General features: G+C 71.0%; 34 protein-coding genes and 1 pseudogene. 20 read left to right on the top strand and 15 right to left on the bottom strand.

Annotation, left to right across the window (positions count from 1 at the left end):
* The first annotated feature begins 4 nt into the window (after positions 1 to 4).
* Positions 5 to 1,429: an MFS transporter gene (locus L3Q65_RS07640; protein WP_237599179.1), complete on the top strand. Its 1,425-nt coding sequence runs from the start codon at positions 5 to 7 to the stop codon at positions 1,427 to 1,429.
* Between the two features lie 291 nt (positions 1,430 to 1,720).
* Here L3Q65_RS07640 and L3Q65_RS07635 read toward each other — a convergent pair whose 3' ends face one another.
* A complete protein-coding gene (locus tag L3Q65_RS07635; protein ID WP_182891670.1) occupies positions 1,721 to 2,293 on the bottom strand; it encodes a TetR family transcriptional regulator in 573 nt (190 codons plus the stop codon).
* A 91-nt stretch (positions 2,294 to 2,384) separates the two neighbouring features.
* Here L3Q65_RS07635 and L3Q65_RS07630 point away from each other — a divergent pair, with 91 nt between their 5' ends.
* The 3 genes from L3Q65_RS07630 to L3Q65_RS07620 all read left to right on the top strand — a co-directional run bounded on the left by L3Q65_RS07630 (position 2,385) and on the right by L3Q65_RS07620 (position 5,234).
* On the top strand, positions 2,385 to 3,059 hold the full coding sequence (locus L3Q65_RS07630) for a nitroreductase family protein (RefSeq protein ID WP_182891671.1): 675 nt from the start codon (positions 2,385 to 2,387) through the stop codon (positions 3,057 to 3,059).
* An 80-nt stretch (positions 3,060 to 3,139) separates the two neighbouring features.
* Positions 3,140 to 4,225 (top strand): glutamate--cysteine ligase, encoded by a 1,086-nt coding sequence (locus tag L3Q65_RS07625; RefSeq protein ID WP_237599178.1) that lies wholly within the window; start codon positions 3,140 to 3,142, stop codon positions 4,223 to 4,225.
* A gap of 28 nt (positions 4,226 to 4,253) precedes the next feature.
* Positions 4,254 to 5,234, top strand: a complete 981-nt coding sequence (locus L3Q65_RS07620) for an iron-containing redox enzyme family protein (protein ID WP_182891673.1) — start codon at positions 4,254 to 4,256, stop codon at positions 5,232 to 5,234.
* A 43-nt stretch (positions 5,235 to 5,277) separates the two neighbouring features.
* Here L3Q65_RS07620 and L3Q65_RS07615 read toward each other — a convergent pair whose 3' ends face one another.
* The 3 genes from L3Q65_RS07615 to L3Q65_RS07605 all read right to left on the bottom strand — a co-directional run bounded on the left by L3Q65_RS07615 (position 5,278) and on the right by L3Q65_RS07605 (position 6,467).
* Complete coding sequence (locus L3Q65_RS07615) at positions 5,278 to 5,478, bottom strand: CDGSH iron-sulfur domain-containing protein (RefSeq protein WP_182891674.1); 201 nt, start codon at positions 5,476 to 5,478, stop codon at positions 5,278 to 5,280.
* Complete coding sequence (locus L3Q65_RS07610) at positions 5,465 to 6,148, bottom strand: methyltransferase (protein ID WP_237599177.1); 684 nt, start codon at positions 6,146 to 6,148, stop codon at positions 5,465 to 5,467. The genes L3Q65_RS07615 and L3Q65_RS07610 overlap by 14 nt, the downstream gene beginning before the upstream one ends.
* 91 nt (positions 6,149 to 6,239) lie before the next feature.
* On the bottom strand, positions 6,240 to 6,467 hold the full coding sequence (locus L3Q65_RS07605) for a DUF2188 domain-containing protein (protein ID WP_182891676.1): 228 nt from the start codon (positions 6,465 to 6,467) through the stop codon (positions 6,240 to 6,242).
* A 109-nt stretch (positions 6,468 to 6,576) separates the two neighbouring features.
* Between L3Q65_RS07605 and L3Q65_RS47310 the strand changes: the two genes are divergently transcribed.
* Entirely contained in the window at positions 6,577 to 6,705 is a 129-nt protein-coding gene (locus tag L3Q65_RS47310; RefSeq protein ID WP_255443129.1) for a hypothetical protein, read from the top strand.
* A 3-nt stretch (positions 6,706 to 6,708) separates the two neighbouring features.
* On the opposite strand, the gene L3Q65_RS07600 is transcribed toward L3Q65_RS47310, so the two are convergent.
* A complete protein-coding gene (locus L3Q65_RS07600; protein WP_182891677.1) occupies positions 6,709 to 7,146 on the bottom strand; it encodes an ATP-binding protein in 438 nt (145 codons plus the stop codon).
* Between the two features lie 260 nt (positions 7,147 to 7,406).
* On the opposite strand from L3Q65_RS07600, the gene L3Q65_RS07595 reads away from it, so the two are divergent.
* The gene (locus tag L3Q65_RS07595) at positions 7,407 to 8,627 is read left to right on the top strand and encodes a PP2C family protein-serine/threonine phosphatase (RefSeq protein ID WP_182891678.1); all 1,221 of its coding nucleotides are present in this window, start codon (positions 7,407 to 7,409) and stop codon (positions 8,625 to 8,627) included.
* On the opposite strand, the gene L3Q65_RS07590 is transcribed toward L3Q65_RS07595, so the two are convergent.
* Positions 8,628 to 8,999, bottom strand: coding sequence for an STAS domain-containing protein (locus tag L3Q65_RS07590; RefSeq protein WP_182891679.1), 372 nt, complete (start codon positions 8,997 to 8,999; stop codon positions 8,628 to 8,630).
* A gap of 462 nt (positions 9,000 to 9,461) precedes the next feature.
* Positions 9,462 to 10,073 (bottom strand): HSP18 transcriptional regulator, encoded by a 612-nt coding sequence (locus L3Q65_RS07585; protein ID WP_182891680.1) that lies wholly within the window; start codon positions 10,071 to 10,073, stop codon positions 9,462 to 9,464.
* Positions 10,074 to 10,378: 305 nt separating this feature from the next.
* On the opposite strand from L3Q65_RS07585, the gene L3Q65_RS07580 reads away from it, so the two are divergent.
* The 6 genes from L3Q65_RS07580 to L3Q65_RS07555 all read left to right on the top strand — a co-directional run bounded on the left by L3Q65_RS07580 (position 10,379) and on the right by L3Q65_RS07555 (position 15,037).
* Positions 10,379 to 10,804 carry a DUF6292 family protein gene (locus L3Q65_RS07580; RefSeq protein WP_237600859.1) on the top strand — a complete coding sequence of 142 codons (426 nt, stop codon included), beginning with the start codon at positions 10,379 to 10,381 and terminating at the stop codon, positions 10,802 to 10,804.
* Positions 10,805 to 10,890: 86 nt separating this feature from the next.
* Positions 10,891 to 11,196 (top strand): SRPBCC family protein, encoded by a 306-nt coding sequence (locus L3Q65_RS07575; protein WP_237599176.1) that lies wholly within the window; start codon positions 10,891 to 10,893, stop codon positions 11,194 to 11,196.
* A gap of 114 nt (positions 11,197 to 11,310) precedes the next feature.
* Positions 11,311 to 11,748, top strand: a complete 438-nt coding sequence (locus L3Q65_RS07570) for a DUF2267 domain-containing protein (RefSeq protein WP_182891682.1) — start codon at positions 11,311 to 11,313, stop codon at positions 11,746 to 11,748.
* 492 nt (positions 11,749 to 12,240) lie between these two features.
* A complete protein-coding gene (locus L3Q65_RS07565) occupies positions 12,241 to 12,837 on the top strand; it encodes a bifunctional 2-polyprenyl-6-hydroxyphenol methylase/3-demethylubiquinol 3-O-methyltransferase UbiG (protein WP_237599175.1) in 597 nt (198 codons plus the stop codon).
* Between the two features lie 17 nt (positions 12,838 to 12,854).
* On the top strand, positions 12,855 to 13,319 hold the full coding sequence (locus tag L3Q65_RS07560) for a DinB family protein (RefSeq protein WP_182891684.1): 465 nt from the start codon (positions 12,855 to 12,857) through the stop codon (positions 13,317 to 13,319).
* 314 nt (positions 13,320 to 13,633) lie between these two features.
* The gene (locus tag L3Q65_RS07555; RefSeq protein WP_237599174.1) at positions 13,634 to 15,037 is read left to right on the top strand and encodes a methionine--tRNA ligase; all 1,404 of its coding nucleotides are present in this window, start codon (positions 13,634 to 13,636) and stop codon (positions 15,035 to 15,037) included.
* Here the strand turns inward: L3Q65_RS07555 and L3Q65_RS07550 are convergent.
* On the bottom strand, positions 15,014 to 15,949 hold the full coding sequence (locus L3Q65_RS07550; protein ID WP_220507294.1) for an arsenic resistance protein: 936 nt from the start codon (positions 15,947 to 15,949) through the stop codon (positions 15,014 to 15,016). The two genes, L3Q65_RS07555 and L3Q65_RS07550, sit on opposite strands and share 24 nt — an antisense overlap.
* A 57-nt stretch (positions 15,950 to 16,006) precedes the next feature.
* Positions 16,007 to 16,546, bottom strand: a complete 540-nt coding sequence (locus L3Q65_RS07545) for a TetR family transcriptional regulator (RefSeq protein WP_237599173.1) — start codon at positions 16,544 to 16,546, stop codon at positions 16,007 to 16,009.
* Between the two features lie 48 nt (positions 16,547 to 16,594).
* Here L3Q65_RS07545 and bioB point away from each other — a divergent pair, with 48 nt between their 5' ends.
* Both bioB and L3Q65_RS07535 read left to right on the top strand, forming a co-directional pair.
* The gene (gene bioB, locus L3Q65_RS07540) at positions 16,595 to 17,653 is read left to right on the top strand and encodes a biotin synthase BioB (protein WP_182891688.1); all 1,059 of its coding nucleotides are present in this window, start codon (positions 16,595 to 16,597) and stop codon (positions 17,651 to 17,653) included.
* A gap of 5 nt (positions 17,654 to 17,658) precedes the next feature.
* Positions 17,659 to 18,795, top strand: a complete 1,137-nt coding sequence (locus L3Q65_RS07535) for an 8-amino-7-oxononanoate synthase (protein WP_237600858.1) — start codon at positions 17,659 to 17,661, stop codon at positions 18,793 to 18,795.
* Here the strand turns inward: L3Q65_RS07535 and L3Q65_RS07530 are convergent.
* Positions 18,706 to 19,197 carry a DoxX family protein gene (locus tag L3Q65_RS07530; protein ID WP_237599172.1) on the bottom strand — a complete coding sequence of 164 codons (492 nt, stop codon included), beginning with the start codon at positions 19,195 to 19,197 and terminating at the stop codon, positions 18,706 to 18,708. The genes L3Q65_RS07535 and L3Q65_RS07530 overlap by 90 nt on opposite strands.
* 161 nt (positions 19,198 to 19,358) lie before the next feature.
* On the opposite strand from L3Q65_RS07530, the gene L3Q65_RS07525 reads away from it, so the two are divergent.
* From L3Q65_RS07525 to L3Q65_RS07515, 3 genes are all read left to right on the top strand, one after another.
* Positions 19,359 to 19,868: a hypothetical protein gene (locus L3Q65_RS07525; RefSeq protein ID WP_237599171.1), complete on the top strand. Its 510-nt coding sequence runs from the start codon at positions 19,359 to 19,361 to the stop codon at positions 19,866 to 19,868.
* Between the two features lie 135 nt (positions 19,869 to 20,003).
* Entirely contained in the window at positions 20,004 to 21,206 is a 1,203-nt protein-coding gene (locus tag L3Q65_RS07520; protein ID WP_182891691.1) for an NAD(P)/FAD-dependent oxidoreductase, read from the top strand.
* Positions 21,207 to 21,266: 60 nt separating this feature from the next.
* On the top strand, positions 21,267 to 21,626 hold the full coding sequence (locus L3Q65_RS07515; RefSeq protein WP_182891692.1) for a hypothetical protein: 360 nt from the start codon (positions 21,267 to 21,269) through the stop codon (positions 21,624 to 21,626).
* On the opposite strand, the gene L3Q65_RS07510 is transcribed toward L3Q65_RS07515, so the two are convergent.
* Positions 21,623 to 22,177 (bottom strand): TetR/AcrR family transcriptional regulator, encoded by a 555-nt coding sequence (locus L3Q65_RS07510; protein WP_182891693.1) that lies wholly within the window; start codon positions 22,175 to 22,177, stop codon positions 21,623 to 21,625. The genes L3Q65_RS07515 and L3Q65_RS07510 overlap by 4 nt on opposite strands.
* 65 nt (positions 22,178 to 22,242) lie before the next feature.
* Here L3Q65_RS07510 and L3Q65_RS47570 point away from each other — a divergent pair.
* A pseudogene (locus L3Q65_RS47570) lies at positions 22,243 to 22,518 on the top strand (cupin domain-containing protein); the annotation flags it as partial.
* Between the two features lie 22 nt (positions 22,519 to 22,540).
* Complete coding sequence (locus tag L3Q65_RS47565; RefSeq protein WP_370648208.1) at positions 22,541 to 22,630, top strand: hypothetical protein; 90 nt, start codon at positions 22,541 to 22,543, stop codon at positions 22,628 to 22,630.
* 163 nt (positions 22,631 to 22,793) lie between these two features.
* Here L3Q65_RS47565 and L3Q65_RS07500 read toward each other — a convergent pair whose 3' ends face one another.
* Genes L3Q65_RS07500 through L3Q65_RS07490 form a run of 3 tightly spaced genes read right to left on the bottom strand, consistent with a single transcriptional unit; the run spans position 22,794 to position 24,904 of the window.
* Positions 22,794 to 23,027 carry a hypothetical protein gene (locus L3Q65_RS07500; RefSeq protein ID WP_182891695.1) on the bottom strand — a complete coding sequence of 78 codons (234 nt, stop codon included), beginning with the start codon at positions 23,025 to 23,027 and terminating at the stop codon, positions 22,794 to 22,796.
* Positions 23,028 to 23,043: 16 nt separating this feature from the next.
* The gene (locus tag L3Q65_RS07495) at positions 23,044 to 24,657 is read right to left on the bottom strand and encodes a hypothetical protein (protein WP_237599170.1); all 1,614 of its coding nucleotides are present in this window, start codon (positions 24,655 to 24,657) and stop codon (positions 23,044 to 23,046) included.
* On the bottom strand, positions 24,650 to 24,904 hold the full coding sequence (locus L3Q65_RS07490) for a hypothetical protein (RefSeq protein ID WP_237599169.1): 255 nt from the start codon (positions 24,902 to 24,904) through the stop codon (positions 24,650 to 24,652). The genes L3Q65_RS07495 and L3Q65_RS07490 overlap by 8 nt, the downstream gene beginning before the upstream one ends.
* A 476-nt stretch (positions 24,905 to 25,380) precedes the next feature.
* On the opposite strand from L3Q65_RS07490, the gene L3Q65_RS07485 reads away from it, so the two are divergent.
* Positions 25,381 to 25,914, top strand: a complete 534-nt coding sequence (locus L3Q65_RS07485) for a hypothetical protein (RefSeq protein ID WP_237599168.1) — start codon at positions 25,381 to 25,383, stop codon at positions 25,912 to 25,914.
* Between the two features lie 86 nt (positions 25,915 to 26,000).
* On the opposite strand, the gene L3Q65_RS07480 is transcribed toward L3Q65_RS07485, so the two are convergent.
* A complete protein-coding gene (locus L3Q65_RS07480) occupies positions 26,001 to 26,216 on the bottom strand; it encodes a hypothetical protein (protein WP_182891699.1) in 216 nt (71 codons plus the stop codon).
* Positions 26,217 to 26,273 lie beyond the last annotated feature (57 nt).

The following is a 26,273-nucleotide window of genomic DNA, read 5'->3' as shown; positions in this document are numbered from 1 at the left end:
AGCCGTGCCGAGAACCGCCGCGCCGGAAGAAACCAGCCCGTTCACCCGGCGCGTCAAGATCGGCATCGCCGGGGCGTTGTCCGGCATGGCGCTGGGCATGCTGGACAGCTACATCGTCGCCACCGCGCTGCCCGGCATCGCCGCGGATCTCGGCGGTCCGGGGTCGATGACCTGGATCATCACCGCTTACGCGCTGGCGATCGCGGCGTCCACCCAGGCGTGGGGCAAGCTCAGCGACCACTTCGACCGCAAGGCGATGTTCCTGCTGTCAGTGGCCGTCTTCCTCGCCGGATCCATGCTGTGCGGCGTGGCTCCGACGATGGGCGCGCTGATCGGTTTCCGTGCGCTGCAAGGCATCGGGGCCGGCGGACTGCTCGTCGGAGCGATGGCGATGGTCCAGGTTCTGGTGCCGCCCAGGCAATCCGCGCGGATCTCCAGCTGGACCGGCCTGCTGCTGGGCCTCTCCCTCGTCGGCGGCCCGCTGGCGGGCGGTTTCCTCACCGACGCGGCCGGCTGGCGCTGGATCTTCTCCGTCAATGTCCCGTTCGGACTGCTCTGTCTCATCGGGACAGTCGTCGGCGTCCAGCTGCCGCCGAAAAGCGGGAAAGCGCGAATCGATTACAGCGGAACGGTTTTGCTGGTCGCCGCGGTCGTCTGCCTCACCCTGGCGACCAGCTGGATCGGCACCCGCTACGCCTGGAATTCCCCGACGATCCTCGGCTTGTGCGCGGCCGCGGTCGCCGCGCTGACCGCGTTCGTCTTCGTGGAACGCCGCTGCCCGGAGCCGCTCGTGCCGTTCCGGATGTTCCGCACCCGCAATTTCGCGCTCGCACAGGTGCTCGGCTTCGCCTTCAACGTCACCATGGTCGCGACGGTCACCTTCCTCCCGCTGTACTACCAGAACGCGCGGGACGTGCCGCCGTCGCTCAGCGGGTTGCTGCTGATCCCGATGACCGCCGGGATGGTCGTGGTGATGAACGCGAGTTCGAGATACCTGCGCCGCACCGGCCGTTTCCGGATCCTGCCGATCATCGGCAGCGCCTGCGTCGCCGTCGGGACGACCGGGGCCTGCCTCCTGGGACCGGACACCGATCCGCTGCTCGCGTCGCTGACCGGACTGCCGCTCGGAGCCGGGCTCGGCTGCCTCATCCAGAACACGATCCTGATCACCCGGCTGAGCGTCGAACCCCGCGACCTCGGCGCGGCGCTCGGCCTGGGCTCGCTGACCCGGACACTCGGCAGCGGCATCGGCGCGGCCGGGTTCGGCTCGCTGTACGCCGGCGCGCTCACCCGAGGCACCCCGCCGGCATCGGTCGCCGACGGCCTGCACGCGGTCGCCGCGGCGGCGCTCGTCGTCGCGCTGCTCTCCCTGACGGCCGCGTGCTTCGTCCGCGAAGTCCCGCTCGCCGACCGTCCCGCACCGCGCTGACCTGCGGATTCCAGCGGTGCTCCAGACTCGTTCCATACCTTCCCGGCAGCGTCCTCCACGGTGCGTCGCGTCCGCCGGGAGGGTGGGACCGAGGCCAAGGGGGACGAACCGGCCGGGCCAGACCCTCCCGGCCGGTTCGGGCAAGGGCGGTCGCAACCCCAGGCTCCGCCCTTGCCCGCTCTTCGCCGCGGCCGACCGTTTCTCCCGGCCCACGCCCGCCGCTGCCCGCCCTCGACTGGACCAGGGCGCCGATCGAGCCTGTTGCGGACGACTCCCCGGGAGGACAACGCGTCAGCCGACGGCGCGCTCCAGCAACACCTCGGCCGCCGCCCGGGCATGGCGCCCGTAGCCGGGATCGCCGAGCACCATCGCCCGGCTCGCGGCCCCGTCGGCGAGCGTCACCAACTGCTCGGCCAGTTCGGCGGGATCGGCGGCTCCCAGCTCTTCGACCAGGTCGGCGACCAGCCGGAGCATCAGCAGCTTCTGCTCCCGAGCGTAGGCGTGCACCGCGCTCTCCGGGTCCGGGTACTCCGCCGCCGCGTCGACGAACAGGCAGCCGCGCACCGGTTCGGCGTCCGGCAGGTCGAACATCGCCAGAAGCCGTTGCCGCGGCGGGAGATCCGCGCGGGTCAGCACGTCGTGCAGGGTGTCGCCGGAGCGGACGAGGTCCCGCAGATAGGCGACGACCAGATCGTCCTTGACCGGGAAATGCAGGTACAGCGTCCGCTTCGACACCGGAGCCGCGGCGGCCACTTGCTCCATCGTGGTGCCGGTGATGCCGTGCCGGGCGAACAGGTCCGCGGCGGCCGCCAGCACGCGTTCGCGTCCGCCGCGACCGGCCCGGCGGGCCTTCTCCTCGACCATGCGGCCAAGTGTACAGAACCGTTTACTTAAGCCGCCGGAGCCTGCTACCGTGCTGAGGTACACGATAACGTTTACCTAAGGAGCACCCCCGATGCCCGAACTCGCCGACGCCGCCGCGACCCTGATCCGCGGGCGGCGCGCGACCCGGTCGTTCCGGCCCGATCCCGTTCCGGACCGCACCCTCCGCGAGATCTTCGACCTCGCCGCCGCGGCGCCGTCCAATTCCAACGCGCAGCCGTGGCAGGTCGAGGTCGTCAGCGGAGCCAAGCGGGACGAACTCGCCGACGCGCTGGTCGCGGCGCATCAGGAAGGCCGCCGGTCGGTCGATTTCCCGTACAGCGAAGCCATTTACGAAGCCGTGCACCAGAAACGGCGAGCAGCGGCGGGCGGTGCGTTGTACGGCGCGCTGCAGATCGGTTTCGACGACCACGACGCGCGCGCTGCCTACGACGCCGAAAGCCTGCGGTTTTACGGTGCCCCGCACGTCGCGTTGCTGTTCGCGCCGGACACCGCCGAAGCCCGGCTCGCGGCGGATGTCGGGATGTACGGGCAGACCTTGCTGCTGGCCATGCAGGCGCACGGAGTTTCCAGCTGCCCGCAAGGATTGCTGAGCTTCTACGCGGGCACGGTCCGGGAAACGCTCGGCCTCGACCGGGGAAAACTGCTGTTCGGGATCTCGTTCGGGTACGCGGACCGCGCGGCAGCGGTCAACCGGTTCTCCGTCGGGCGGGCTTCGCTGGACGAGACCACGCGGTTCCACAACTGAACTCACGCCGCCGCGCAGTCCGGAAAGGAGCGCTGGATTGCCGGGCCGCAGCGTGGGTATTCCGGTGCGGGGAGGTGCCGATGGACGTACCGACGCTCGGCGTCGAGGAAGAATTCCTGCTCGCCGCGCCGGAGGACGGCCGTCCGCTGCCCGTCGCGGACGAGGTGCTCGGGAAGGTCGGGCGCCTCGCGGACGGGGCGGCCGTCCACCGGGAACTGCGTGCGACCCAGGTGGAACACGCCACCGGCGTCTGCACGACCGCGGCGCAGCTGCGCGATCAGCTGCGCCGCGGCCGGCTGGCGCTGTCCCGCGCGGCGGCCGACGCCGGTTGCGCGCTTCTGGCCACCGGCAGCCCGGTCGGCACCCTCCGTTCCCCCGCCGAGCCGCTGCCACCTGACCGGTACGCGCGGATCGACGCGCACTACGGCGATCTCGCCGCCGACTACGAGGCCTGCGGCTGCCACGTGCACGTCGGAGTCCCGGACGCGGACACCGCGGTAGCGGTCGTGAATCACCTCGCGCGCTGGCTGCCCACGCTGCTCGCGCTGTCGGCCAACTCCCCGTTCGACCGCGGCCGGGACACCGGGCTGCACAGCTGGAGAATGGCGCTGCAAACCCGTTTCCCCGGCTCCGGCCTCTCCCCGCACGCGAGTTCGCACGCCGCGCATCTGCGGCTCGTCGACACGCTCGTGGAGTGCGGAGCGCTGGTCGATCGCGAGCAGACGTTCTGGCTCGCCTGGCCTTCGCCGCGCTACCCGACGGTGGAACTGCGGGTCGCCGACGTGCCGCTGACCGTCGACGGCGCGCTCGCCCAGGCAGTCCTGTCGCGTGCCCTTGTCGCGACAGCGCTCGCGGAGCTGGAACGCGGCATCGAGGCACCTCCCCTCGACCCGCAGATCGGTTCGGCGGCGGTATGGGCGGCGACGCGGCACGGCCTCACCGGCGCCCTCGTCGACCCGGTCCGCAAGAGACCGCTGCCCGCCGCCGAAGCCCTCGCCGATCTGCTCCGCTACGCCGGGCCCGCCCTTCGCGAAGCCGGGGACCACGATCTCGCCCACCAGCTCGTCCAAGGAGTGCTGCGGGACGGCACCGGCTCGGCCGCACAACGGAAAGCCGGGCCGGACGGAGTGGTCGCGATGCTCACCGCCCGCACCGTCGACGCGTGACCTCGCTTCAGGCGGGTACCCGGGGACGATGACGACCTCCCTCACCGCACTGCCGGCCGCTCGCGGACCGGTCTCCGCGGCGCTGCTGGAAATCCTGCGGGATCCCGGCCGCCAGACCGCGGTCGACCTCCGCGACGCCGACCCCTTCGGCGACGATCTCCACCTCGCCCTGCACCTCTGCTACGAACTGCACTACCGCGGGCTGCCCGGCGTCGACGCGGACCGCGAGTGGGACACCGCGCTGCTGAGAATCCGGGCCCAGCTGGAGAACACGTTCCGTTCCGCGCTGCGCGACGCGGTCCCCGGCGGCTCCGACGCGGACGCCGAACTCGACGCGCTGCTGACCGAACGCGACGCGGACGGAGCTGTCGGTTTCCTGCTGGCCGAGGGCGAATGGTGGCACGTCCGGGAACTGTTCGCGCACCGGTCGGTCTACCACCTCAAGGAAGCCGATCCGCACGCGTGGGTCATCCCGCGGCTGTCCGGTCCGGCGAAGGCCGGGCTGGTGGCAGTGGAATTCGACGAGTTCGGCGGCGGCCACGCCGACCGGGTGCACGCCAAGCTGTTCGCGGACCTGCTCGCGGCGGCGGACCTGCCCGACGGATACCTGGCGTTGCTGGAGCACGTTCCGGGGCCGATGCTCGCGCTGGTCAACATGATGTCGATGTTCGGCCTGCACCGGTCGTCGCGCGGGGCGCTGGTCGGGCATTTCGCCGCCGCGGAGATCACCACCGCCCCCGGCGCCCAGCGGATGGACCGGATCCTGCGCCGCCTGGACGCGCCCGAGGCCTGCCGCTTCTTCTACACCGAACACATCGAGGCCGACGCGGTGCACGAACAAGTCATGCGCCACGAGGTCGTGGGCGGTTTGCTGGCCGCGGAACCGGAACTGGCGGCGGACGTCGTGCTCGGCGTCCAGGCCACCGGTTTCCTGGAGGCGCAACTCGACCAGCACCTGCTCGGCTGCTGGCGGGCCGGATTGTCGTCGCTGCGCCGGCCGCTGCCCTGAGAGCGGCGGCCTGGTCGCGCACCCCGCGACCAGGCCGCCCGGGTCAACCGCCTTGACCGCGGACCCGCTTCCGGTGACTCGTGTCGCACCACGGAAACCTCTTGCTGCGCCGGCAAGCGCACACCGCGACGACGAACCGGTCCGACCGCACCGGCTCCCCGTCCGGAGTGGACACTTCCACCGGACCCTCCACCAGCACCGGCCCGCCCGGCACCACCCGGACCCGGCGTTCATCGCGCGGCACGGAGCACCACCAGTTCCTCCGTGCGGTCGCCCGGCCGCACGAAACCGCGTTCGGTCAAGTACTCCAGCCGCCCGGAGACCACCGGCCCGAACGGCACTTCCGCCCGCGCCAGCACCTCGCTGCGCAACCCTCCCGCGGCCAGCGCGAACCGCGTTTTGTCCACATCGGACATCGTCGACTGCACCAGGTACAGCGCGCCGTCGCGGGCCAGCAGCGACGGAGCGGCGGCGCACAACGGGTCCAGCATCGCGCGGCCGTCCGGTCCGGCGTCCCATGCGCGAGTCGAGCGGACCGTCGGCGTCGGAGAGGGCACGTAAGGAGGATTGGCGACCACGACGTCGTACGGTCCGGCTTCCGCGGTTTCCTGGAGCCCGCCCCGGACGAGGCCGATCGGCAGGGCCCGCAGCACGGTGTTCAGCCACGCGGAAGCCAATGCCCGCAGCGAAATATCCGCCGCGACGACCGCGGCGCCAGTCCGCGCCAAGGCGATGGCGAGCGCACCGCTGCCGGTTCCCAAGTCCGCGCACCGCATTCCGCAGCCGATGCGCGTATCCGCGGTCAGGACGCTGGAAAGCAGGGCAGTGTCCTCTTGCGGACGGTAGACCCCGGGCAGCCGGAATACTCTGCCCAGCGGCCGGGCCTCCGCTTCGGTGCGCACGGACGTCGTCATGGCGGTCCTCCATCTCGATCGGTCCGCCGGGATACCCCCGCCCGCTCAGGGCAAACCGCGATTTCCGCCGCACCGCCCCGAAACCGGCCGGTCACCCGGCCGCCTGCCGGTAGGAGCGCTGCTCGACGATCTCGCCGTCGCCGTTCGCCCGGGGTTCTCCGTGGACGTAGTGGCCGACCCCGCGCGCCTGCGCCATTTCCCGGCCGACCGACACCGCGTCCGCGCGACGCGCCGCGGTGTTCGCCACCCGCCGGATTCCCTCGATCCGGTTCTTCCACAGCCCGCCCTCGCGACACGTGTGAATGTCCCCTTCGGCCATTCCGCGCCTCCTTCCGCCTCGCCCGGCGGATACCCGATGCCACTGCGGACAACCGGGTTGCCAGCGGCGCCAGCGGGTACCCGGACCCGGGAACGGAAGGAGCGAACCGATGACCGAACCGCGCGAATCCGACGACGTCTACGGCGACACCCCGGAAGAAGAACGCGAGACCATCCGCGGCGAACAGGGCACGTCGCGCGACGAGCACGACGACTCCGACCCGCAGCAGGGCCGATGACCCTCAGCGGGACGATTCGCAGGCTTCCCGGGCGGGCACCCCGCAGCCGAGCCGGGCCCAGACCGTCTTGCCGCCGGAATGCTCGTGCACTCCCCAGTCGTCGGCGAGCCGGTCGACGAGCAGCATTCCCCGGCCGCGCGCCCGTTCGAAGTCCGGCGGGCGGACCTCGGGGCGGCCGGGCTCGGGATCGTCCACTTCGATCACCACGACGCACGGCCGCGCCAGCACGGTCAGCCGCGCGCACGACGGACCCGAGGTGTGCTCGTAGGCGTTCGACGCCAGTTCTTCGATCACCATCAGGACGTCCGCGAGATGGTCGGGCGACAGATGCCCCAGGGACTTGCCGGCCCAGGCGCGCACCCGCGGCAGCGCGGAGACTCCGGTGCCCTCCAGATCCAGTACCCAGGGAGTGTCGCCCGCCCCGGACTCCGAGCCGGTCACAGCCGGTGCTTCTTCCGCGGGCCAGGACCGCCGGCCCGCCGGCCCGCCGGCGACGCCAGGCGGGGAGGGGGGTCGCCAGTGCCGGAAACCGCCGCCGCGCTTCGTCGTCCCTCGCCGCAGCCGCTTGACATCACGTGGGGAAATCCCCTTCTTGTCCTCGAGTTCGCCGGTGCCCAATCGGGCGTACCCGGACAGGGCCGACTTCACACCTGTTGTCTCTCGGCGCTGGACCCCGGCGGCGGTTCGGCTACTGTCGCTGCATGCCGCCTCACGCGCCGGAGCCCGAATCGCGCACTCGCCTGGACGAGATCCTCGGATCCGGGCCGGGCAACGCCGACCTCGGCGAGGAGCTCACGAAGATCCTCACCCGGGCTTGCACCGTTCTCGACGTCGACACCGCCACCGTGCTGCGGCACGACGCCCGGTGGCAGCGTCTCGTCGCCGTCGCGGCCGCCGGTCTCGAGGAGGAGGTTTACCAGGGGGTCCAGGTGCCGGTCGGCGCGGGCTTCCCCGGCAGCGTCGCCGCGCGCCGGGAGCCGGTGGTCATCGACCAGGTGGACCAGACCACGGTGCTGAACGCGCTGCTGGCCGAACGCGGCCTGCACACCATGCTGGGCGTCCCGATGCTGGCCGGCACCGAACTGGTCGGCGTGCTGCACATCGGAGCCGTCCGGGACCGCCGCTTCACCACCACCGACATCGAAACCCTGCGACTGCTGGCCGACCGGCTGGCCGCCGTGCTGCAGGCGGAGCTCATGCACCAGAACCAGGCCGCGACCATCGCGTTGCAGCGCAGCCTGCTGCCGGGCGTCCTGCCCGTCATCGACGGCCTGCGCCTGGCCGCGCGCTACGTGCCGGGCGCGGAAGCCGGGCTCGGCGGCGACTGGTACGACGTGTTCCGGCTTCCCGGGGACCAGACCGGCATCGTGATGGGCGACGTGTCCGGACACGGCCTCGAGGCCGCGGTCATCATGGGACGGCTCCGCAGCGCGTTGCGGGCGTACGCGCTCGATTGCGACGATCCCGCCGAAGTTCTCGCCAAACTCGACCGCAAAGCGAACCACTTCGAGCACGGAGTGATGGCGACGGTCGCGTACGGCGTGCTCAGACCCGGTCACGGGAGCATGGCGCTGTCGCTCGCCGGGCACCTGCCGCCGGTCGTGGCGTCGCCGGGCGAACCGGCCGCACTCGTGTCCGCCCCGCCGGACCCGCCGGTCGGCCTGACCGTCGGGGCCACCGTCCAGCGGCGCACCACCACGGTGGACCTGCCGCCGGGAGCCGTCGCCGCGTTCTACACCGACGGTCTCGTCGAGCGCCGGGACCGGCTCGTCGACACCGGCATGCACCAGCTCGCCGAACTGGTCCGGCCGGAGGACCCGGAACGGGCCTGCGCCCGGATCATGGCCGCGATGGTGGGATCGCGGCCCCCGCAGGACGACGTCGCACTCGTGGTGCTCGAGCGCACTGCGGGGGCGCACTGATCACTCCGCGGCCAGCGCCTCGTCGAGCGTGCGGTACAGCGGGAGGCTCTGCTCCAGCCCGGTGAGCTGGATGGGCCGCAGGGTCGCCCGGCCGGACGCCACGATCCGCACCCGCGTCCCCTCCGGCGCTTCCCGGCACGCGGCCAGCAGGACGGTCAGCCCCGCCGACGCGAGGAAATCGACCCCGGTCAGGTCCAGGACCAGCACCGGAGGCTTCCCGGTGACGGTTTCGGCGACCGCGGCCGTCAATTTCGGGGCGGTCCCGAGGTCCAGGTCCCCGTTCAGGGCCAGCACCGCCGCGGGCGAGCGGTCGGCCCGTTCGATCGACAGCGAACCCGGCGGGTCGATCACCGGGTCGGTCAGCTCACTCATCGCTCTTTCCCTCCTCAGGAAGCCCGGAGCGCTCTTCGTCCGGGCAGGAAAAGGACGCGGCTGGCTGCTCAACCGCGAATAGCATGCCTTACGACGGCGGCTCGCACGAATGCCGCCGCGGGAAATGATCTCGGATCCCGGGCACACCGGCAGCGCGGGGGCACCCCGGAAGAGACGTTCGGCTCATTGCGCGGGGGTGGCACGGGGGTTTGGCGGATGGTCGGCGTGCTCTTCGGGCCGGCCCGGCGACGCGGTGCGTGCCGATTCTCCGGCGGTGCGTCCTGCCTGGTTCGACGTGCGCGGCTGAGCTGTTGTGCCGCGACGAGCGTGTGCGGCCGGCCTGCCTGGTCCGGCGTGCCCGGACCGCCTCGGTTGTCCGGACCGCACACCGCCCGGACCCGCCACGCCCAGCCGACCGCGTCCGCGCACCGCCGGTCGACCCGGCCCGAACACCGCACCCGCTCATCGCGCACGACCGCGCCGCTGACCGGCGGCGTCCTCGCGCAGCCGGTCCGTGTGCTCGGCGATCTCCCCGACGCGGTCCGCCAGCGCGGCATGCCGCGGTTCGAGATGCACGCGCACGTCGGCCAGCGGCGGCAGCAGGTTCGTGACGTCGTCGTCTCCCAGCGCCACCCCGAGCCGGTCGGCGCTTTCCTGTCCGGCGGGGTCGAGGCCGGGCGCCGAACTGGCCTCCGCGGCCAGTTGCCGCAGCACAGCGGCGTTGCGCCGGGCCCAGTCCGCGACCGCCCGGTCTCCCGCGCGGCGGCCGCGTTCGGCGTCGACCCGGGCTTCGCCGGTGGCCTCCCCGGTCGCCGACGGCCGCAGCCGCAGGTACCGGCGTTCGGCCGCCTGCCTGCTCGCCACGCCCAGCGCCGGGGCCAGCGCCGCCCAGCTCGCGCCTGCCGCGCGCGCGGCCGCGATCAGTTCCGGTTCCCATGCGCCGAGCTGGTCGCGCAGCGCCCGCAGCGCGGAGAGCGCGGCCAGCGACCGGTCGGCCGCCGCTCCGCCGTCCCGGGCGGCCAGCACCGCCGCGCGGACGCCTTCGACCAGCAGGCCGGGGTCCACCTCCGCCATAACGTCATCCTCTCGACGACTTGGCAGTTGTCATCGTTTCGATGACATGCTAGAAGAAAAGAGCGTCCCCTGTCGAGCGACGGAGGTGAATCCGATGACTTGCCTGCCCCGCGGGCCGATTCGCCGCGTTCCGCAGGTTTCCCGGGCCCCTTCACCGGGAATCAGGTCCGGACCGCCCGCAAGGGCGCGTTCCGGCCGCTAGCCGGAAAACCCCGCCGCGCCGCCGGATGCGGCCCGTGGCGCGGGACAGGCCACCCCTGTTCCGCGTCAGTCCTTCGCGCGAGAAAGGCGTTGTCCCCGTGTCCCTGCCGCTGCACACCGCCCAGACCGGCCCGTCGCACCCCGCATCGGTGCGCTTGTGGAACTACCTCGCCGACGTCACCGGCGCTCTGGGCATCGGCCTCGAGTCCTGCACCGTCGACCACGACACCCCGGTGTCGGCCTACGTCGCGCTCGACGGCCACCTGCCCGCCTACCCCGGCCGCGACGTCGCCCTGCTGTGGGACGAGATCCGCGGCTGGGCCGCCGCCGTGGAAACGCACTCCGGCGAGGATCTCATCGTCATCCGCTACCTGGGCGGGCCTTCGGTCGCACCGCCCGCGTCCCGCGTCGCCGAGTTCGCGGCCGCGGTCCGCGACGACGACCATCGGATCGGCTGCCTCGCCCCGCCCGAACTGCGCACGCTGGGCACGCCCGCCGACCTCGACGCCATCCTCCGCGAGGTGGTGTGAACCAGCCGGCCGGACAGCTTACCGTCGGTGAGCGTCCACTGTGGACTCTCTGGTTTCGTGCTGCCGCGAAACGGGTAGCCGAGATCATGAGCGAGTTCGAAGCGCAGCGGAGGATGCCCGCGCCGGCGGATCACGTCTACGCCGTCGCCTCCGATGCCGCGCACCTGAACGAATGGCTGCCGGAGCCGGTCGCCGCACCCCCGGCCGGGTGCGGCGACCGGCTGCGGCTCGAATGGAACGGCGGCTGGCTCCAGGTCGCGTCCGGCGCGGCGGGCACGAGCCACGCGACGCTGCATCTGTCGGTTCCGGCCGGTCAGAGCCGCGCCGACGTGCCCGCCCGGATCCGCGAGTCCCTCGATCGGCTCGCCGTTTTGTCCGGCTCGCCCGGCTGACTACCGTCCACAGTGGACTCAATGCCTCGCGGCCGGATCGTTTTCCGTCGCACGGAACAGGAACGTCACCGCGCGCGCCGGATCGGCTACTCTGCGGCCAGGAGTTGATGGTCCATGGTGGTGCGGAAGGAAATTCTGCCCGGGCCTCGCCTGCCCCGCACGGAACGGAACCGGCTCGCGATCGACTGCGTCGTCGACAGCCTGCTGCGATGTCTTCCGCTGGCCGAGCAAACCCGGCTGGGCATCGTCGCGGCGAGCCGCGGCCGCACGTGCGACCGCGAGGCCCTCCTGATGGAGATCTCGTTGCGCACCAGGCGTTCCCCGCACGCGGCGAGGTGCCTGGTCCGCGCGGTCTACTCGGCACTCGGGGAGACGTCGCCCGAGCTCGCCTCCCGGGTGCGCGCGGGCGTGAGCCCGGACGTGCTGGTCCTGCTGGGCGGGACGCGGCAGCCGAGCACGTGGTCGCGGGAAACCCCGCCCCGGTGCCACGGCGATGCGGAGCGCCGGGCCGCGCGGCTTCATTCCCGCGCAGGCCCGAGACCGGCCCCTTGAGGGAATCTCCTTACCCCTGCCGGGAACTCGAGCCGCGGCGCTTCGGCCCCGCCGAAATGCCCGCCCGATCCACCAGTTGAGCTTATCCGCGGCCCAGGTCCCGCGGGCCGGGCGACCACGCTTCAACCGCACGCCGCGCAGCGCAAGGCGGCTCGGCAAGCATGGCTGAATCGCGGCTGCCCGGACTGGAGCAGCGCGGCAAGGCGGGATCTGTCGTCCGTGAAGGACCTGCCGACCTGGACATTTCGGGAACCAACCGGGCGCGTCGCCGTCTCCGGGGTCCGCTGGGGACGGTCAGCGTGCGGAACCGCCCGGCTTGAGTCCCTGGCCCTGACTCGGATTGCCTCAGCCCTCGGGAACTTCGGCCCGGCACCGGCGAACCGATCTTCCCGGGATCGTCCGGCCGGCGGGAGTTGCCGTTCCGGCAAGATCGCGTGCGTTCCGGGCCCGGCTCCGGCGACGCTGGACGCACCCGACCCGAGGAGCCCACCGATGACCACCGACGCGACCCTGTTCTGGGACGAAGTGCACGCCGCCCGGCCGCCCGGGGACCCGAAGCCGAACGTCCGGCTCGTGGAAGCCGTCTCCGATCTTCCGCCCGGCGACGCGCTCGACCTGGGCTGCGGCAACGGCGGCGACGCGCGCTGGCTCGCCGGGCGCGGCTGGACCGTGACCGCCACCGACATCTCCGCCGTCGCGGTCAACCGCCTCGCCGGCCCGCGGATCACCGCGGTGCGGCACGACCTGCGGGTCAGCTTCCCGGCCGGCGAGTTCGACCTCGTGACGGCGCACTACCTGCAGACCCCCTTCGAACTGGACCGCTCGACGGTCCTGCGCACCGCCGCGCACGCACTGCGGCCAGGCGGCCGGTTGCTGGTCGTGGACCACGGTTCGACAGCGCCGTGGTCGTGGAACCAGGATCCCGACGCGCATTTCCCCGGCCCGGCCGAAATCGCCGCCGATCTCGCCCTCGATCCGGCGCAGTGGGCCGTCGAGCGCGCGGACTCCCCCACCCGCCTCGCGACCGGGCCGGACGGCCAGACCGCCCAGGTCGTCGACCACGTCCTGCTGATCCGCCGCACCGCCTGAACCTGAAGGAGACCGCCGTGGCCCGCCGTCGCGACACGCCGCCGCCCCGCACCGGAAGCAGCGAAACCGAAGTCCTGCGCGGATTTCTCGACTATCTCCGCACCTCGGTCGCCGCCAAGGTGGACGGTGCGCCCGAACCCGAAGCCCACGCCGCCGCGGTGCCGTCCGGGACGAATCTGGTCGGACTGCTCAACCATCTGACTTTTGTGGAGCGGTCGCTGTTTCTCGGCGAGACCGTACGGAGCTGGCCGTCGACGTTCCGCACCAAGGACAGCGTCGCCGACGTCGTCGCTCGCTACCGGGAAGCGGTCAAGCTCGCCGACGAACTTCTCGACAGCTGCCCGGATCTCGCCGCCCCGCTGCCGGGTCGCGACGGCCCGAGCGTCCGCTGGGCGCTGACGCACATGATCGAGGAAACCGGACGGCACGCCGGGCACGCCGACATCCTCCGCGAACTGATCGACGGCACGACCGGACGCTGAAAACCAGTGCCGAAAAGCCAAAACTCCCTCGAGCCCGCCCCGCCGCGTCCGCGAGGAGAACCCTCAGGGACTCTGATTCCGCCAGAGTTTCCCTCACGGACCGCGAACCGGGGTTTCGGGGGCGTCCGGCTCGCATCGGCGTTTGAGGAAAACCAGTGGCCTCGGAGCCGCGCGCCCGGCCACTATGGAAGACATGAACACCGCACGGATGGCGAGCCCCGACCTGGGGCCCGTCCTCGTGCGCTGACACGACCAGAACAGCCCCGGCCGTCGCCGGGACTCTCCGCCGTCGGCCGAGGCGGAGAGGGTTGTCCATGACCGATCTGATCACCACCGCGATCCCTTACGTCAACGCGGAACCGCACCTCGGGCACGCGCTCGAACTCGTGCAAGCCGATGTCCTTGCCCGGCACCGACGATTGCGCGGCACGGACGTCCGTCTGCTCACGGGCACTGACAACAACGCCCTCAAGAACGTCACCGCGGCGAAGGCGGCAGGCGTTCCCGTGCAGGAGTTCGTGGCTCACGGTGCCGAGCGATTCGCCGCGTTGCGGAAACCGCTCGGGCTCGCCGTCGACGATTTCATCCGCACCAGCACCGATCGCCGCCACCTCGACGGCGTCCGGCGCCTGTGGCAAGCCAGCGCCCGACGCGGCGATTTCTACCTGCGCGACTACACCGGCCGCTACTGCGCAGGCTGCGAACAGTTCTACGCGGACGACGAACGCTGTCCGGAACACGAAACCCCGCCGGAAATCGTCACCGAACAGAACTGGTTCTTCCGGCTTTCCCGCTATTCCGGCGAAATCCTGGGCCTGCTGGAATCCGGCCGCCTCCGGATCGAACCCGCCGCCCGGCTCCGCGAGGTGCTGGGCTTCGTGCGCGGCGGGCTGTCCGACATCAGCGTGTCCCGGCCCGCCGCGCGCTCGGACGGCTGGGGCATCCCGGTGCCCGGCGACCCGGATCAGGTGATTTACGTCTGGTGGGACGCGCTCGCCAACTACCTCACCGCCGCCCCATCCCGCTGGAGCGAAGCGGCCGAGCGAGTGCACGTGATCGGCAAAGGCATCGTGCGCTTCCACGCCGTGTACTGGCCCGCATTGCTGCTCTCCGCGGGCGAACGGTTGCCGGACACCATCTTCGTGCACGACTACCTCACCCTGGACGGCGCGAAGATCTCCAAGAGCGCTGGCAACATCGTCCGCCCGACGGACCTGATCGACCGTTACGGCGCCGACGCCCTCCGCTGGTGGCTGCTGCGCGAAGTCGCCCCGCTCGGCGACACCGACTTCACCGAAGCGCGGCTGATCGCCCGTGCCGACGACGAACTCGCCAACGGTCTCGGCAATCTCGTGCACCGCGTGCTCAGCCTCGCCCGCCGCACCGGCCGGATCGTCCCGGCGAGTCCGCTAAGGACGGCCAGCACGCTCGCCGGCCGGATCGACACCGCACTCGCCGCTTTCGACTTCCGCGCGGCCACCGGCGCTTTGGTCGAGGTGATCGGCGACGCCAACCGGTACGTCGAGCAGACCCGGCCCTGGACGTTGCGCGGCACCGAGCTGGACGAGGCATTGGGGACTGTCGTCGGCACTTGCCGGGAACTGGCAACGGAACTCAGCCCGTTCCTCCCGGACGGAGCCGCCCGCCTGCGCGCCCGACTCGACGGCGGCGGACCGGCGCGCCTCTACCCCCGGCTACGGGAGCAAGCGAGGCACTAGGCGGACGTAACACACCATGCCGACCACCTCGACCAACGTCTGCGCCACCACCGCGACCGCCGCGACCGCGAACCCGTCCGGCAACGCCAGCGCCAGCGGAAGCACCACCAGCGAATTCCGCGTCGCCCCAGTGAAAACGATCGCTCGCCCGCCGGGGACGTCGAGCCGGAACAACCGCGCGACCCCCAGGCCCGCGAACGCCATCACCGCCAGGAAAACCACATAAAACGGCGCTGCCGACGCGACCGGGCCGAGTCCGCCGTGGAGCTTCGGGGTTTGCGACGCCACCACGGTCGCCAGCGTCGCGGCCATCAGCGGCACCATGGCGGTCCCGGCCGCGTCGGCGAACCGGCGGCCGGTCGCGTGCCGGGCCGCCCAGGCTTGGGTAAACCAGGCCAGCGCCAGCGGGAGCACGATCAGCACGAGGAACGCTTCGAGAAACGGCCCGGCCCGCACAACCTGGGCCAGGTCCGCGCCGAGGAAGAGGAACAGGAACCCGGGCAGCAGGATCATCTGCGCGAGCAGCAGCAACGGCGTCGCCGCGAGCAGGCGGCGGCTGCTTCCTCCGGCCAGGCCGCTGAAGACGATCACGTAATCCACGCACGGGGCCAGCAGCACGAGCAGCATGCCCAGGCGCAGCGCCTGCCCGGCCGGAAAGAAGGCGGACATCGCCGCGACGACCAGCGGCGCCACGACGAAGTTCACCGCCAGCGCGGCGCCGAGGAACCGGCCGTCGCGCAGGGAGCGGCGCAGTTCGGTGGCGGGCACTTGAAGGAACGTGACGTACAGCAGCGCCGCCAGCACCGGGTTGATCGCCGGTTCCAGCACCGGCCCGGCCGCCGGAGCCAGCCAGCCAGCCAGAGCGCCGACGGCGAGCGCGCCGAGGTAGATGACGACCTGGTGCCGCTCCATCCGCGCCTCCCCGCCAGACTCGTGAGTGTTCATGCCGGTTCTAACCGGCATGAACACTCACGACAGTCCACTGAGGATCGCGTCGATGCCGAATGCGAACGCCTCGTCCGAATCCCCGCTGTGCGCCGGATCCTCCTCGACGATCCCGGCACGCACCAGTTCGGCGTGGTTCTGTTCCTCGGCGACGAACCCGAGTACATAGTGGACGACGGTCCGCGCCGCCCACTCCGCGCGCCGCTCGTCGTACTTCCCGGTGAACAGCCGGCGCAGCGCGTGCGTGGGCACCAGCAGGTCCGGCCGGTACGCCTGCACGAACGACACCACCTCGGCCCCGTCGCGGACCTGCAGCAGCGCCGAGCGGAAGTCCCCGGCCGCCTCGCGCGGGTCCTTCGCCACCTCGGGCAGCCCCTTCAGGATCCGCGCGGCGACGACGGCGAGCAGTTCCTGTTTGTTGGCGACGTGGTAGTACAGCGCCCCCGGCTGGACCCCCAGGTCGAGGGCCACCCGCCGCATCGACAAGCTGCTCAGCCCCGCTTCGCGCAGCAGCTCGTACGCCCGGTCGACGATCTGGTCTCGCGTCACCTTCACCCCTCTCATTCTGCCTGCCGCTTGCTTCCCGCCGATCGGCCGCCTAGGATTTGATAGGTGTTCAAAACCTTCGACGACCTGGCCGACCGGCAGCTGGCCGGCGGCGTACTCGACCGAACTGACGCCCGCGCGGTGCTGGAAGCGCCGGACGAGGACGTGCTCGGCCTGGTCGCGGCTGCCGGGCGGCTGCGGCGCGCGCACTTCGGCAACAAGGTCAAAGTCAACTATCTCGTCAACCTGAAATCGGGCCTGTGCCCCGAGGACTGCGGGTACTGCTCGCAGCGGCTCGGGTCGTCCGCGCAGATCCTCAAGTACTCGTGGCTGTCCGCCGAGGAAACCGCGCGCCAAGCCGGCGCGGGCATCCAGGGCGGCGCGTCGCGGGTGTGCCTGGTGGCGAGCGGACGCGGGCCGAGCGACCGCGACGTCGACCGGGTCGCCCAAGCCGTCGAGGCGGTGAAGTCCGCGCATTCCGACGTGGAGGTGTGCGCCTGCCTCGGGCTGCTCAAGGACGGGCAGGCCGAGAAGCTGCGCGACGCCGGGGTGGACGCGTACAACCACAATCTCAACACGAGCGAGTCGCGCTACTCCGAGATCTGCACGACGCACGGGTACGACGACCGCGTCGACACCGTCGAAAAGGCCAAGTCCGCCGGGCTTTCCGCGTGTTCCGGCCTGATCGTCGGCATGGGCGAGACCGACGACGAACTGATCGACGCGATCTTCGCGCTGCGCGACATCGGCAGCGATTCGATCCCGGTCAACTTCCTGATGCCGTTCGAGGGCACGCCGCTCGCCGGCACGTGGGAGCTGAGCCCGCTGCGCGCGCTGCGCATCCTCGCGCTGGCGCGATTCGCTTGCCCGGCAACGGAAGTCCGGATGGCAGGCGGCCGCGAAATGCACCTGCGGTCGCTGCAGCCGCTCGCGCTGCACGTGGTCAACTCGCTGTTCCTCGGCGACTACCTCACCAGCGAGGGCCAGGCAGCGAAGGCCGACCTGGAGATGATCGCCGACGCCGGCTTCGAGGTCCTCGGCGCGGGTGAGCAGCAGCAGGCCGAGCACACCACCCCGGCGCTCCGGGAACGCGGAGCGGGCACCGCCGCCGCACCCAACGCGTGACCGCCATGGTGTCGATGCACGACTGGCTCACCGCCGCGGAACGGGACCGGCACGTCGCCGGTCTCGTCCGGCGGACCGACGATCGACGGCATCCGCGCAAGTCCACATTGGACCTGGCGTCGAATGATTATCTGAGCCTCAGCACCGATCCGCGACTGCGCGCGGCCGCCGTCCAGGCCGTCGAGAAGTACGGCGCGGGCGCCGGCGCGTCCCGAGTCGTCACCGGCACCACGCCGTGTCACACCGAACTGGAGCGCGAACTGGCCGACCTCACCGGGCAACCGGCCGCGCTCGGTTTTTCCAGCGGCTACACGGCGAACATCGGCGTCATCACCGCGCTGGGCTCGCCGGACACGCTGCTGATCACCGACGCGCACATCCACGCCTCGCTGATCGACGGCGCGCGGCTGTCCCGCTCCCCGGTCGCGATCTGCCCGCACAACGACCTGGACGCCCTCGCGCAACTGCTGCGCGACCGGTCGCAGGAACGGGCGATCGTGGCAGTCGAGTCGATCTATTCGGTGCTCGGTGACGCCACGGATCTGGTGCGCACCGCGGCATTGTGCGCTGAGTACGACGCTTTCCTAGTGGTCGACGAAGCACACGGCATCGGCGTCGCCGGCAAAGGCCGGGGCGCGGTGCACGCGGCCGGTCTCGCAGGCGCGCCGCACGTGGCGGTCACTGCCACGCTGTCGAAGGCCTTGGGCGCCCAGGGCGGTGCTGTGCTGGGATCGCCGTTGCTGCGCGAACATCTGGTCAACACGGCACGGACTTTTATCTTCGACACCGGCCTCGCCCCCGCCGCCGCGGCGAGTGCGGCGGAAGCGTGCCGGATCATCGCGGCCGAACCTTCGCGAGTCGAGGATCTGCACCGTGCCGCCTTCGCGATCGCTGATGCCGCAGGGGTTTCGCGGGCGCCGGGCGCGGTGCAGTCGATTCCCGCGGACTCCCCGGAGCAGGCCGTAGCCGCGGCGAACCAGTTGTACGAACGGGACATCGTCGTCGGCTGCTTCCGCCCGCCGAGCGTCCCGGACGGCATCTCCCGGCTCCGGCTAGTCGCCCGCGCCGGGGTTGACCTGGACCGCGCTCAGCACGCCGCGCGGCTCGCCGCCCAGTGGCCGCGTGCCGCGAGCATCGTCTGACCGCCTCCGAAACAGCGCGTCCACCGCCAACGCCCCCGGCCCGGTGAACACCAGCAACAGGAACGCCCAGCAGAACATCGCCGCGGGCTCCCCCTGGTTCTGCAGCGGCAGCAACCCATCCGGCTGGTGGACGACGAAGTACGCATACGCCATCGAACCGGAAGCGAGCAGCGCCGCGATCCGGGTGCCAAGGCCGAACGCGACCAGGAGGCCGCAGGCGAACTGGATCACCGCCGCGTACCAGGACGGCCACGCGCCCACCGCGACGGTTCCGCCCTTCGGGCCGCCGCCGAAGACGCCGAACACCGCCGCCGCGCCGTGGGCCGCGAACAGCAGGCCGACGACGATGCGGAACAGGCCGAGCACGAACGGGACGGCCCGGTCGAGCGCACGCTCTGGCATGGGTCCCCCTCGGAGAGTGACTAAGGTTAGGCTTGCCATACCGTACGCATTCAGGTCTCCCCCGTCCAGACGCTGTGACGCTCGATAAATCGCGCTGAACCGTTCCGGCTCCAGCCGCGTGTCGGAGGAAGAGCGACACCCACGCACCGCTGGAGGCTGGGATGACTGTCAAAACTCTCGCGACCCCAAGAACTTTCGGGCTGCTGGCCGCGTTGGCCGCGGCGGGCTTGTTCGCCGCCGCGTGCAGCGGCGGCGGGACCACGGCCGCACCACCTGCCGCACCGCCTGCCGCACCGCCTGCCGCACCGACGCATTTAACCGACAGCAAAGGCGACACGATCTACCTGTTCGCCGCGGACCACGACGGCCAGTCCGCCTGCGCCGCGAGCTGCGCGAGCTACTGGCCCCCGGTCGCGGCGGGCACCCCGCTCGCCGGCGCGGCCAAAGGCAGCGTCGGCTCCATCACCCGGTCGGACGGGTCTCAGCAGGAAACGCTCGGCGGGCACCCGCTGTACCGGTACATCGGCGACAAATCCGCCGGGCAGGCCAACGGCCAGGGCCTGAACCTCAACGGCGGCCTTTGGTGGATGGTCGCCTCGGACGGCACCGCCATCACCACGGCGACGGCGAGCTCCGCGCCGGCGAGCGGGTACGGCGGAGGAAACTACTGAGTAACACCCTTCCGGGTAGGTGCTGCCTCCATGGGGTACCTCTGAACAGGGGAACTTGACCGGGCGGTCGAATAAGACCAAACTTCGCTAGTGATATAAGTACTCCCGTCGTCCCCGCATCGAAGGAGTTCGTCAGTGACCTCGTCGTTCGTCATCATCGGAGCCGGGCTGGCCGGAGCGAAGGCCGCGGAAGCGTTGCGCGACAAGGGTTTCGACGGGAAGATCACCATCGTCGGCGACGAGCGGCACCTGCCCTACGAGCGGCCGCCGCTGTCGAAGGACTACCTCGCCGGCAACGCGGAGGCCGAGAGCTTCCAGGTGCACGACGCCGCGTGGTACGCCGAGAAGAACGTCGAGCTGCGCCAGGGCGTCAAGGCGACCGCGATCGAGCGGGACCAGAAGCAGGTCACGCTCGACGACGGGACCAGCCTCGGCTACGACAAGCTGCTGCTGGCCACCGGCGCGAGCCCGCGCGAACTGCCGGACGCCGCGGGGATCTACTACCTGCGCCGGATCGAGGACGCCGACCGGCTCAAGGAACTGTTCGGCACCGCGTCGAAGCTGGTGGTCGTCGGCGGCGGCTGGATCGGCCTCGAAGCCACCGCCGCCGCGCGCCAGGCCGGGGTGGAAGTCACCGTGGTCGAGGCGCTCGAACTGCCGCTGATCACCGCGCTCGGCCGCGACGTCGCCCCGGTGTTCGCCGACCTGCACCGCGCGCACGGCGTCGACCTGCGGCTCGGCGTCCAGGTCGAGCACATCTCCAACGGCGGCCAGGGCAAGCGGATCCGCCTCGGCGACGGCAGCGTCCTCGAGGCGGACGCCGTCCTGGCCGGGATCGGCGCGAAGCCGAACGTCGAACTGGCGGAGGCGGCCGGCCTGCGCGTCGACAACGGCGTGGTGACCGACGCGAGCCTGCGCACGAGCGACCCGGACATCTTCGCCGTCGGCGACATCGCGAACGCCTACCACCCGTTCCTCGGCAAGCACCTGCGCGTGGAGCACTGGGCGAACGCGCTCAACCAGCCCGCCGTGGCCGCGGCCGGGATGCTCGGCAAGGAGGAGCAGTACGACGAACTGCCGTACTTCTTCACCGACCAGTACGACCTCGGCATGGAATACCTGGGCGCCATCGAGGGCCACGACCGCGTCGTCTTCCGCGGCGACGTGCCCGGGCGCGAGTTCATCGCCTTCTGGCTCAAGGAAAACCGCGTGCTGGCCGGGATGAACGTCAACGTCTGGGATGTCACGGACCCGATCAAGGCGCTCATCCGCTCCGGCAAGGCAGTGGACCCGGAACGGCTGGCCGACCCGGAGGTCCCGCTGGAGGACCTCGCCTGATCTCGCCGCCGGCGGGCCGTTCCGGACCGTTTCCGGGGCGGCCCGTCACGCTTCTCCGCCGTGGCGACCGAAATCCTCTCCGCCGGATGGGAGTCCCCGTTCTATGTCGTCCGGACCTCCGCGTTCGACGCGTTCTTCCTCGTCGGCGGCGGCGAGCACCCGGACGAAGTCGGCAACATCGACGTCGAGGTCCGCTGCGCCGACGGTTCCCGGCGGAGCGCAACGATGTTCACCCTCGACGAGGTCGACCGGATAATGCGCCGCCGGGAAAGCACCGGCGAGTGCGCGGGCGGCAGCTATTTCGCCGTTCCGGACGGCCTGATCGTCCGCGAACCCGGTGTGCCGAACATGACCGCCGTGCTGATCGCGCTGCACGACAGCGGCGAGCTCACGTCTCATCTGCCGCGTTGGGCCGGCTAGCCCCGGGGCAGCAACCCCTCCAGGACCAGTTCCGCAAACCGCCGCCAGTCCCCGCTCCCCGTGCGGACCACTGACGAGAGGCAGCCGACCAGCAGGTACACGTCGCCCACCGTGCAGTCCGCGCGGAGCACCCCCGCCGCCTGGTCCGCCGCGATCGCCCGCGCCACCACGGTTTCCAGCTCCGCCAGCGCGTCGCCGCGCGGTTCGCTTCCCGCCGTCCCCCGCGCCGTCTCGATGGCGGACGACAGCGCCCGGTCCCCGGACAGCACCTCGCCGACGTGCCGCAGATACCGTTTGACCCCGGATTTCCCGTCGAGGCACCGTTTCCGCGCGTACTCCGCGATCTCGGCGAACCGCTGCTCCGCCAACGCTTCCACGAGCGCCCGCCGGTCCGGGAAGTTGCGGTACACCGTCCCGACGCCCACCCCGGCGGCCCGCGCGATCTCCGGCAACTGGACGTCGTCCTGCTCGGCGAGCAGCGCGCGGGCCGCTTCGAGCACCCGTGCCCGGTTGCGTTCCGCGTCTGCCCTCGGCTTGCGCTCCGTTGACAACCGACACCCTCCTCCGGTTAATCTGGAAACGGACTCCGCTTCCGATATGTTGGCGAGGATACCCCATGGCGAAAGACCGCTTCCTGCTGCTGCACCCCGGCGAGGCGCGCCCGGGCCGGGTGCCGCTGCCGCCCGCGTTCGCGGTGAAGGCGATGACCGGCGACACCGAGACCCGGTTCTCGCTGCTGGAGGTGACGCTGGCGCGCGACATCCCGCGCCACGTCCACCACGAGGCCGACGAATGCGTTTACGTCCTCGAAGGCGAACTGGGCATCGACTTCGCCGACGAGAGCCACGTGGCGACGAAGGGGACGTTCGTGCTGCTGCCGCACGGGGTTCCGCACGCGCTGCGGGCAGTGTCGGATCCTCCGCCGCGGCTGTTGCAGATCTCCTCGCCGGGCGGATGGGAGCACTATCTGGAGGAGCTCTTCGAGGCCGGCCCCGCGGTGCTGACCGACGGCGCGGTGGACCCGGTGAAGATCAATCCGGTGGCTGCCCGGTACTCGATCGCCTACGAGGAATGACGTCGGCCAGCGCGCGGGACGCGGACGAAAGTCCGTGCGGGGAACCCTGAGATTCCCTCAGAGTTCCCCGCACGGACCGCGAAGCCAGCCGGTCACGCCGTCCGCAGCCGCCGCCATTCCCACGCGGCCAATCCGGCGAACAGAACCGTCGCCACGCAAGCGGCGGCGGTCAGCAGCCACTCGGCTCCCCCGCCGCCGCCGTCCGGAGACGCGCCGGTCGTGCGTTCGATCCAGTCCGGAACCGTCAGCGTCAGCACCAACGCGACAGCGCTGAGCACCGCGAGCGCGGACTCCGCCGCGATCCGGAGCTTTTGTGCAGTGTTCATGACACCCTCCCTGCTGTCAGTACTTCGCCGCGTTGAGCCGAGTCCGCCAGGTGTTGCCCGCGCCGGCGTATTCGCCGTAGCTCCATACGGTCCGGGAATCCGACGGGTCCCGGCCGATGCCGAAGTAGTCGCCCCATCGGCCGCCGGTGTAGGCGCTCTGCCCGGCGATCACCGAGGCGCTGCCCTGCAACGTGCCCGGCGGGTCGGTGGCGAGGCGGCCGGTCTGGCGGAAGTGGCCGTACTCGTCGGCGGCGGACCGCCCGAACGCCACGTGGGCGTTGCGGGAGAGGTCGGTCTGGATCACCGGGAAGAAGTAGTGCCTGCCCGGCGCGCCGAACGCGCCCTGCTGCGCGATCGTGTGGCTGGGCACGTCGATCTCGTACCACTGCACCACTGACCGTGCCTCGGTGTCGCCCGGCCAGCTGTACGCGGACGTGTGCGTCGTCCACAACCGCTGGGTCCGCCCCGCCGCCTGGAAGACCGCGTTGAGCAACCGGGTGTCGTTCGTGGCGATTCGCGTTGTCCCGCCGTCCTTCTGCACCGCGCCGGGCGGCAGGTTGTAGCTGCGGCAGGGAACGGCGGTCGCGGTCAGCGCCGGCGCGCCGCCGGACCACAGACCCAGCGGGTTGGACAGCGTCCAGAGCGTCAGGCTGGACCCCGACGGGAACAGCGAGTTCACCAGGTAAGCGCGCGGATTCCCGCCCGCGCCTTGGAAATGACAGGCGGGCTGGACGGAGAACGCGGCGCTCCGGTCCGGGTTCCGCAGACCCCAGAAATCCCACCAGCGGATCGTGTGTCCGCCGCCGGCCCCGCCGCCGTACAGCTCCGCCTTGTTGAAGATCCGCAGTTTCGCGTAGGCGAACCCGCCGCCGAAGGCGAATTGGTTGGTGGACACGTAAATCGCCTGGGTGTCGAAGCCCAGCATCGGGTAGTCCGACCAGTTGCCGCTGGCGGTGGCCCCGTCCGAAGTCGCGTCGGTGCTCCAGATCCAGTACCCGCCCGCGGGGTCGCCGGTCTGCGAGACGCCGAGCATGATCCACGAGCCCTGCGGGTTCGCGCGCCGGGCGGCGATGCAGACGATCCACCGGCCGCTGTAGTGATCGTAGGCCAGTTTCGGGTCGAAAAGCTGCGCCCCGGCGGGCAGCACCGGGTTGAACATCGCGGTGAAATTGGCCCACCGGAACTGTTGCAGGCCGGTCTTGTCGTAGCCGACCAGGTCCACGTTGACCGCGGCCAGCACCTGTTTCGGCCCGACCGCGACCGTGCAGTCCGGCGGCCGGAACGCGGTCTGGGAAATCCCCTCGAAACTCGCCGACGCCGCCGGGGCCAAACCCTCGACGATCTCGTCCTCCGGCGGATTCTCCTCCGACAATTCCGCCGCCGCTTCCTCGTCCAGTTGCACGTCGAGCGCGTCCGCCGGAGCCAGCGCCTCCGCGCCGTGCTCCCGCGCGCCGGTCTTCAGCTGGTCGTACTCCTCGACCGGGACCGGGAACCGTTGCGCGAACAACGGCGACCGGTCCGGCGACGGCGGTTCGGCGAGCAGTTCGCCGACCGTCAGATCCGCCATCTCCCGCGACGCGCCCCCGGCCGTTTCTCCTGCCTGGCCCTCGAGCACCTGTGCATCAGGCATCACGGTGATCACCCTCTTCCTCCGCGGCCTCGTCGCCGGCCCGTGCCGGGGCGTCGGCCTCCTCCTCCCGATCGCGGTGCCGTTCCGCGGCCGCCTTCAGCCGTTCCATCTCGGCGGCCGGAACCGGTGTCCCGATCGGAATCTCGTACCCCATTTCCGGTTCGGCGGGCGCGTTTTCGCCCGCCGGGCCGCTTTCCGCGCCTTCTCCGCGTCCCGCGCCCGACCGCGGCCCTTCCGGTTCGCTCATCGTTCACCCCCGGGAATTCCGCCCGAAAAGATCGATTCCGGCGGTGTTCACGAAAAAGGTCGCACAACAGCCGGGAACGGATACGCACCCACCGCAACCTTCAGCCGAACGGCGCAGCGGAAATCGATTGCACCATTTTTTCCCCGATTCGACGGGAAGGCGCATAAAAACCGACCGGAAACAGTTTCGAAGAACCTTTCCAGGTATCCGGAGCCGCCCGTCCGGACCCGCCCCGAACGCCCGAATGCTGGCGGATCAAGCAGTTCCGGCCCGTTCACCCGGACTCGTCCGGCTTGCGCCGCGTTTTCGGATCATCCCCGTACGGGCCCCCTGGATTTACGTCCAACTTGCGCATTTTGTCGCCCGCCAAGTTGAGCACCCGGTTAATTCTTCACGCATTCCTTCGAAGGTAGGTGGTGCGATTACCCGGGCTCGGCGGAGGCTGGCGCGACCGTGCTCCAGGGAGGAGATTTCCCATGTCCCGACTTGCCCGTTTCGCCGCGCCCGCCGTCATTCTGGCCGGTTCGCTCGCTTTGGTCGCGCCGGCCGCGAACGCCGCCGTCCCGCATCCGCTCGCCGCGACGTGCTCGCAGTCCTATCTTCCGCTGCCCGACCCGGCCTGCACGCCCGGCGCGACCAACCCGGACGTCACCCAGGACACCATCGACGACACGATCTGCGTCCCCGGCTGGACCGCTACCATCCGCCCGCCGACGACCTACACCAACAAGCTCAAGAAGCAGGGCATCATCGACTACGGCTACTCCGACACCTCGATGAGCTCGTACGAGGAGGACCACTTCCTGCCGCTCGAACTGGGCGGCGCTCCGAAGGACCCGAAGAACCTCTGGCCCGAACCGCACGACGGCGAGCAGAACTCCTACAGCAAGGATTCCGTCGAAAACGCGGTGAAGAAGGCGGTCTGCGCGGGGAAAGCCACCCTCGCCGACGCGCAGCACGCCATGCTGACCAACTGGACCACCGCGGAGTCCGTGCTCGGCATCGAGTGAGCGACCCGGGAAAACGACCGTGAAGGATTCCTTGCGGGAATCTGATTCCCGCAAGGAATCCTTCACGGGCCTGCCGCGTCCGGGGGTCAGCCTTCGGAGGGCCGCGAAAGGACGGCCAGCCGGGGACGGCGGGTCTCCCCCAGTCCCGGGCCCGGACGATGCGCGCGGCACACCGTGCACACCACCGCGTGGCTGACCGGCGTCCCGTCCTCCTGGACCAGCCTGCCCACGTGCACCGCCTCGCGGCCGCACTGTCCACAGGGGACGGTCGCGCTTTCCGGGTCCACCAGCAGCCTGCTCATGTCGTGCTCCCTCCGACGTTCTCCGGCGAAAGCGTCCGGTTACCCGAGGTCTTCCGG

Source organism: Amycolatopsis sp. FU40, assembly GCF_021903635.1.
Taxonomy (GTDB): domain Bacteria; phylum Actinomycetota; class Actinomycetes; order Mycobacteriales; family Pseudonocardiaceae; genus Amycolatopsis; species Amycolatopsis dendrobii.
Note: the sequence above shows the minus strand (reverse complement) of the source record. Positions and strands in the feature narration are given on the sequence as shown.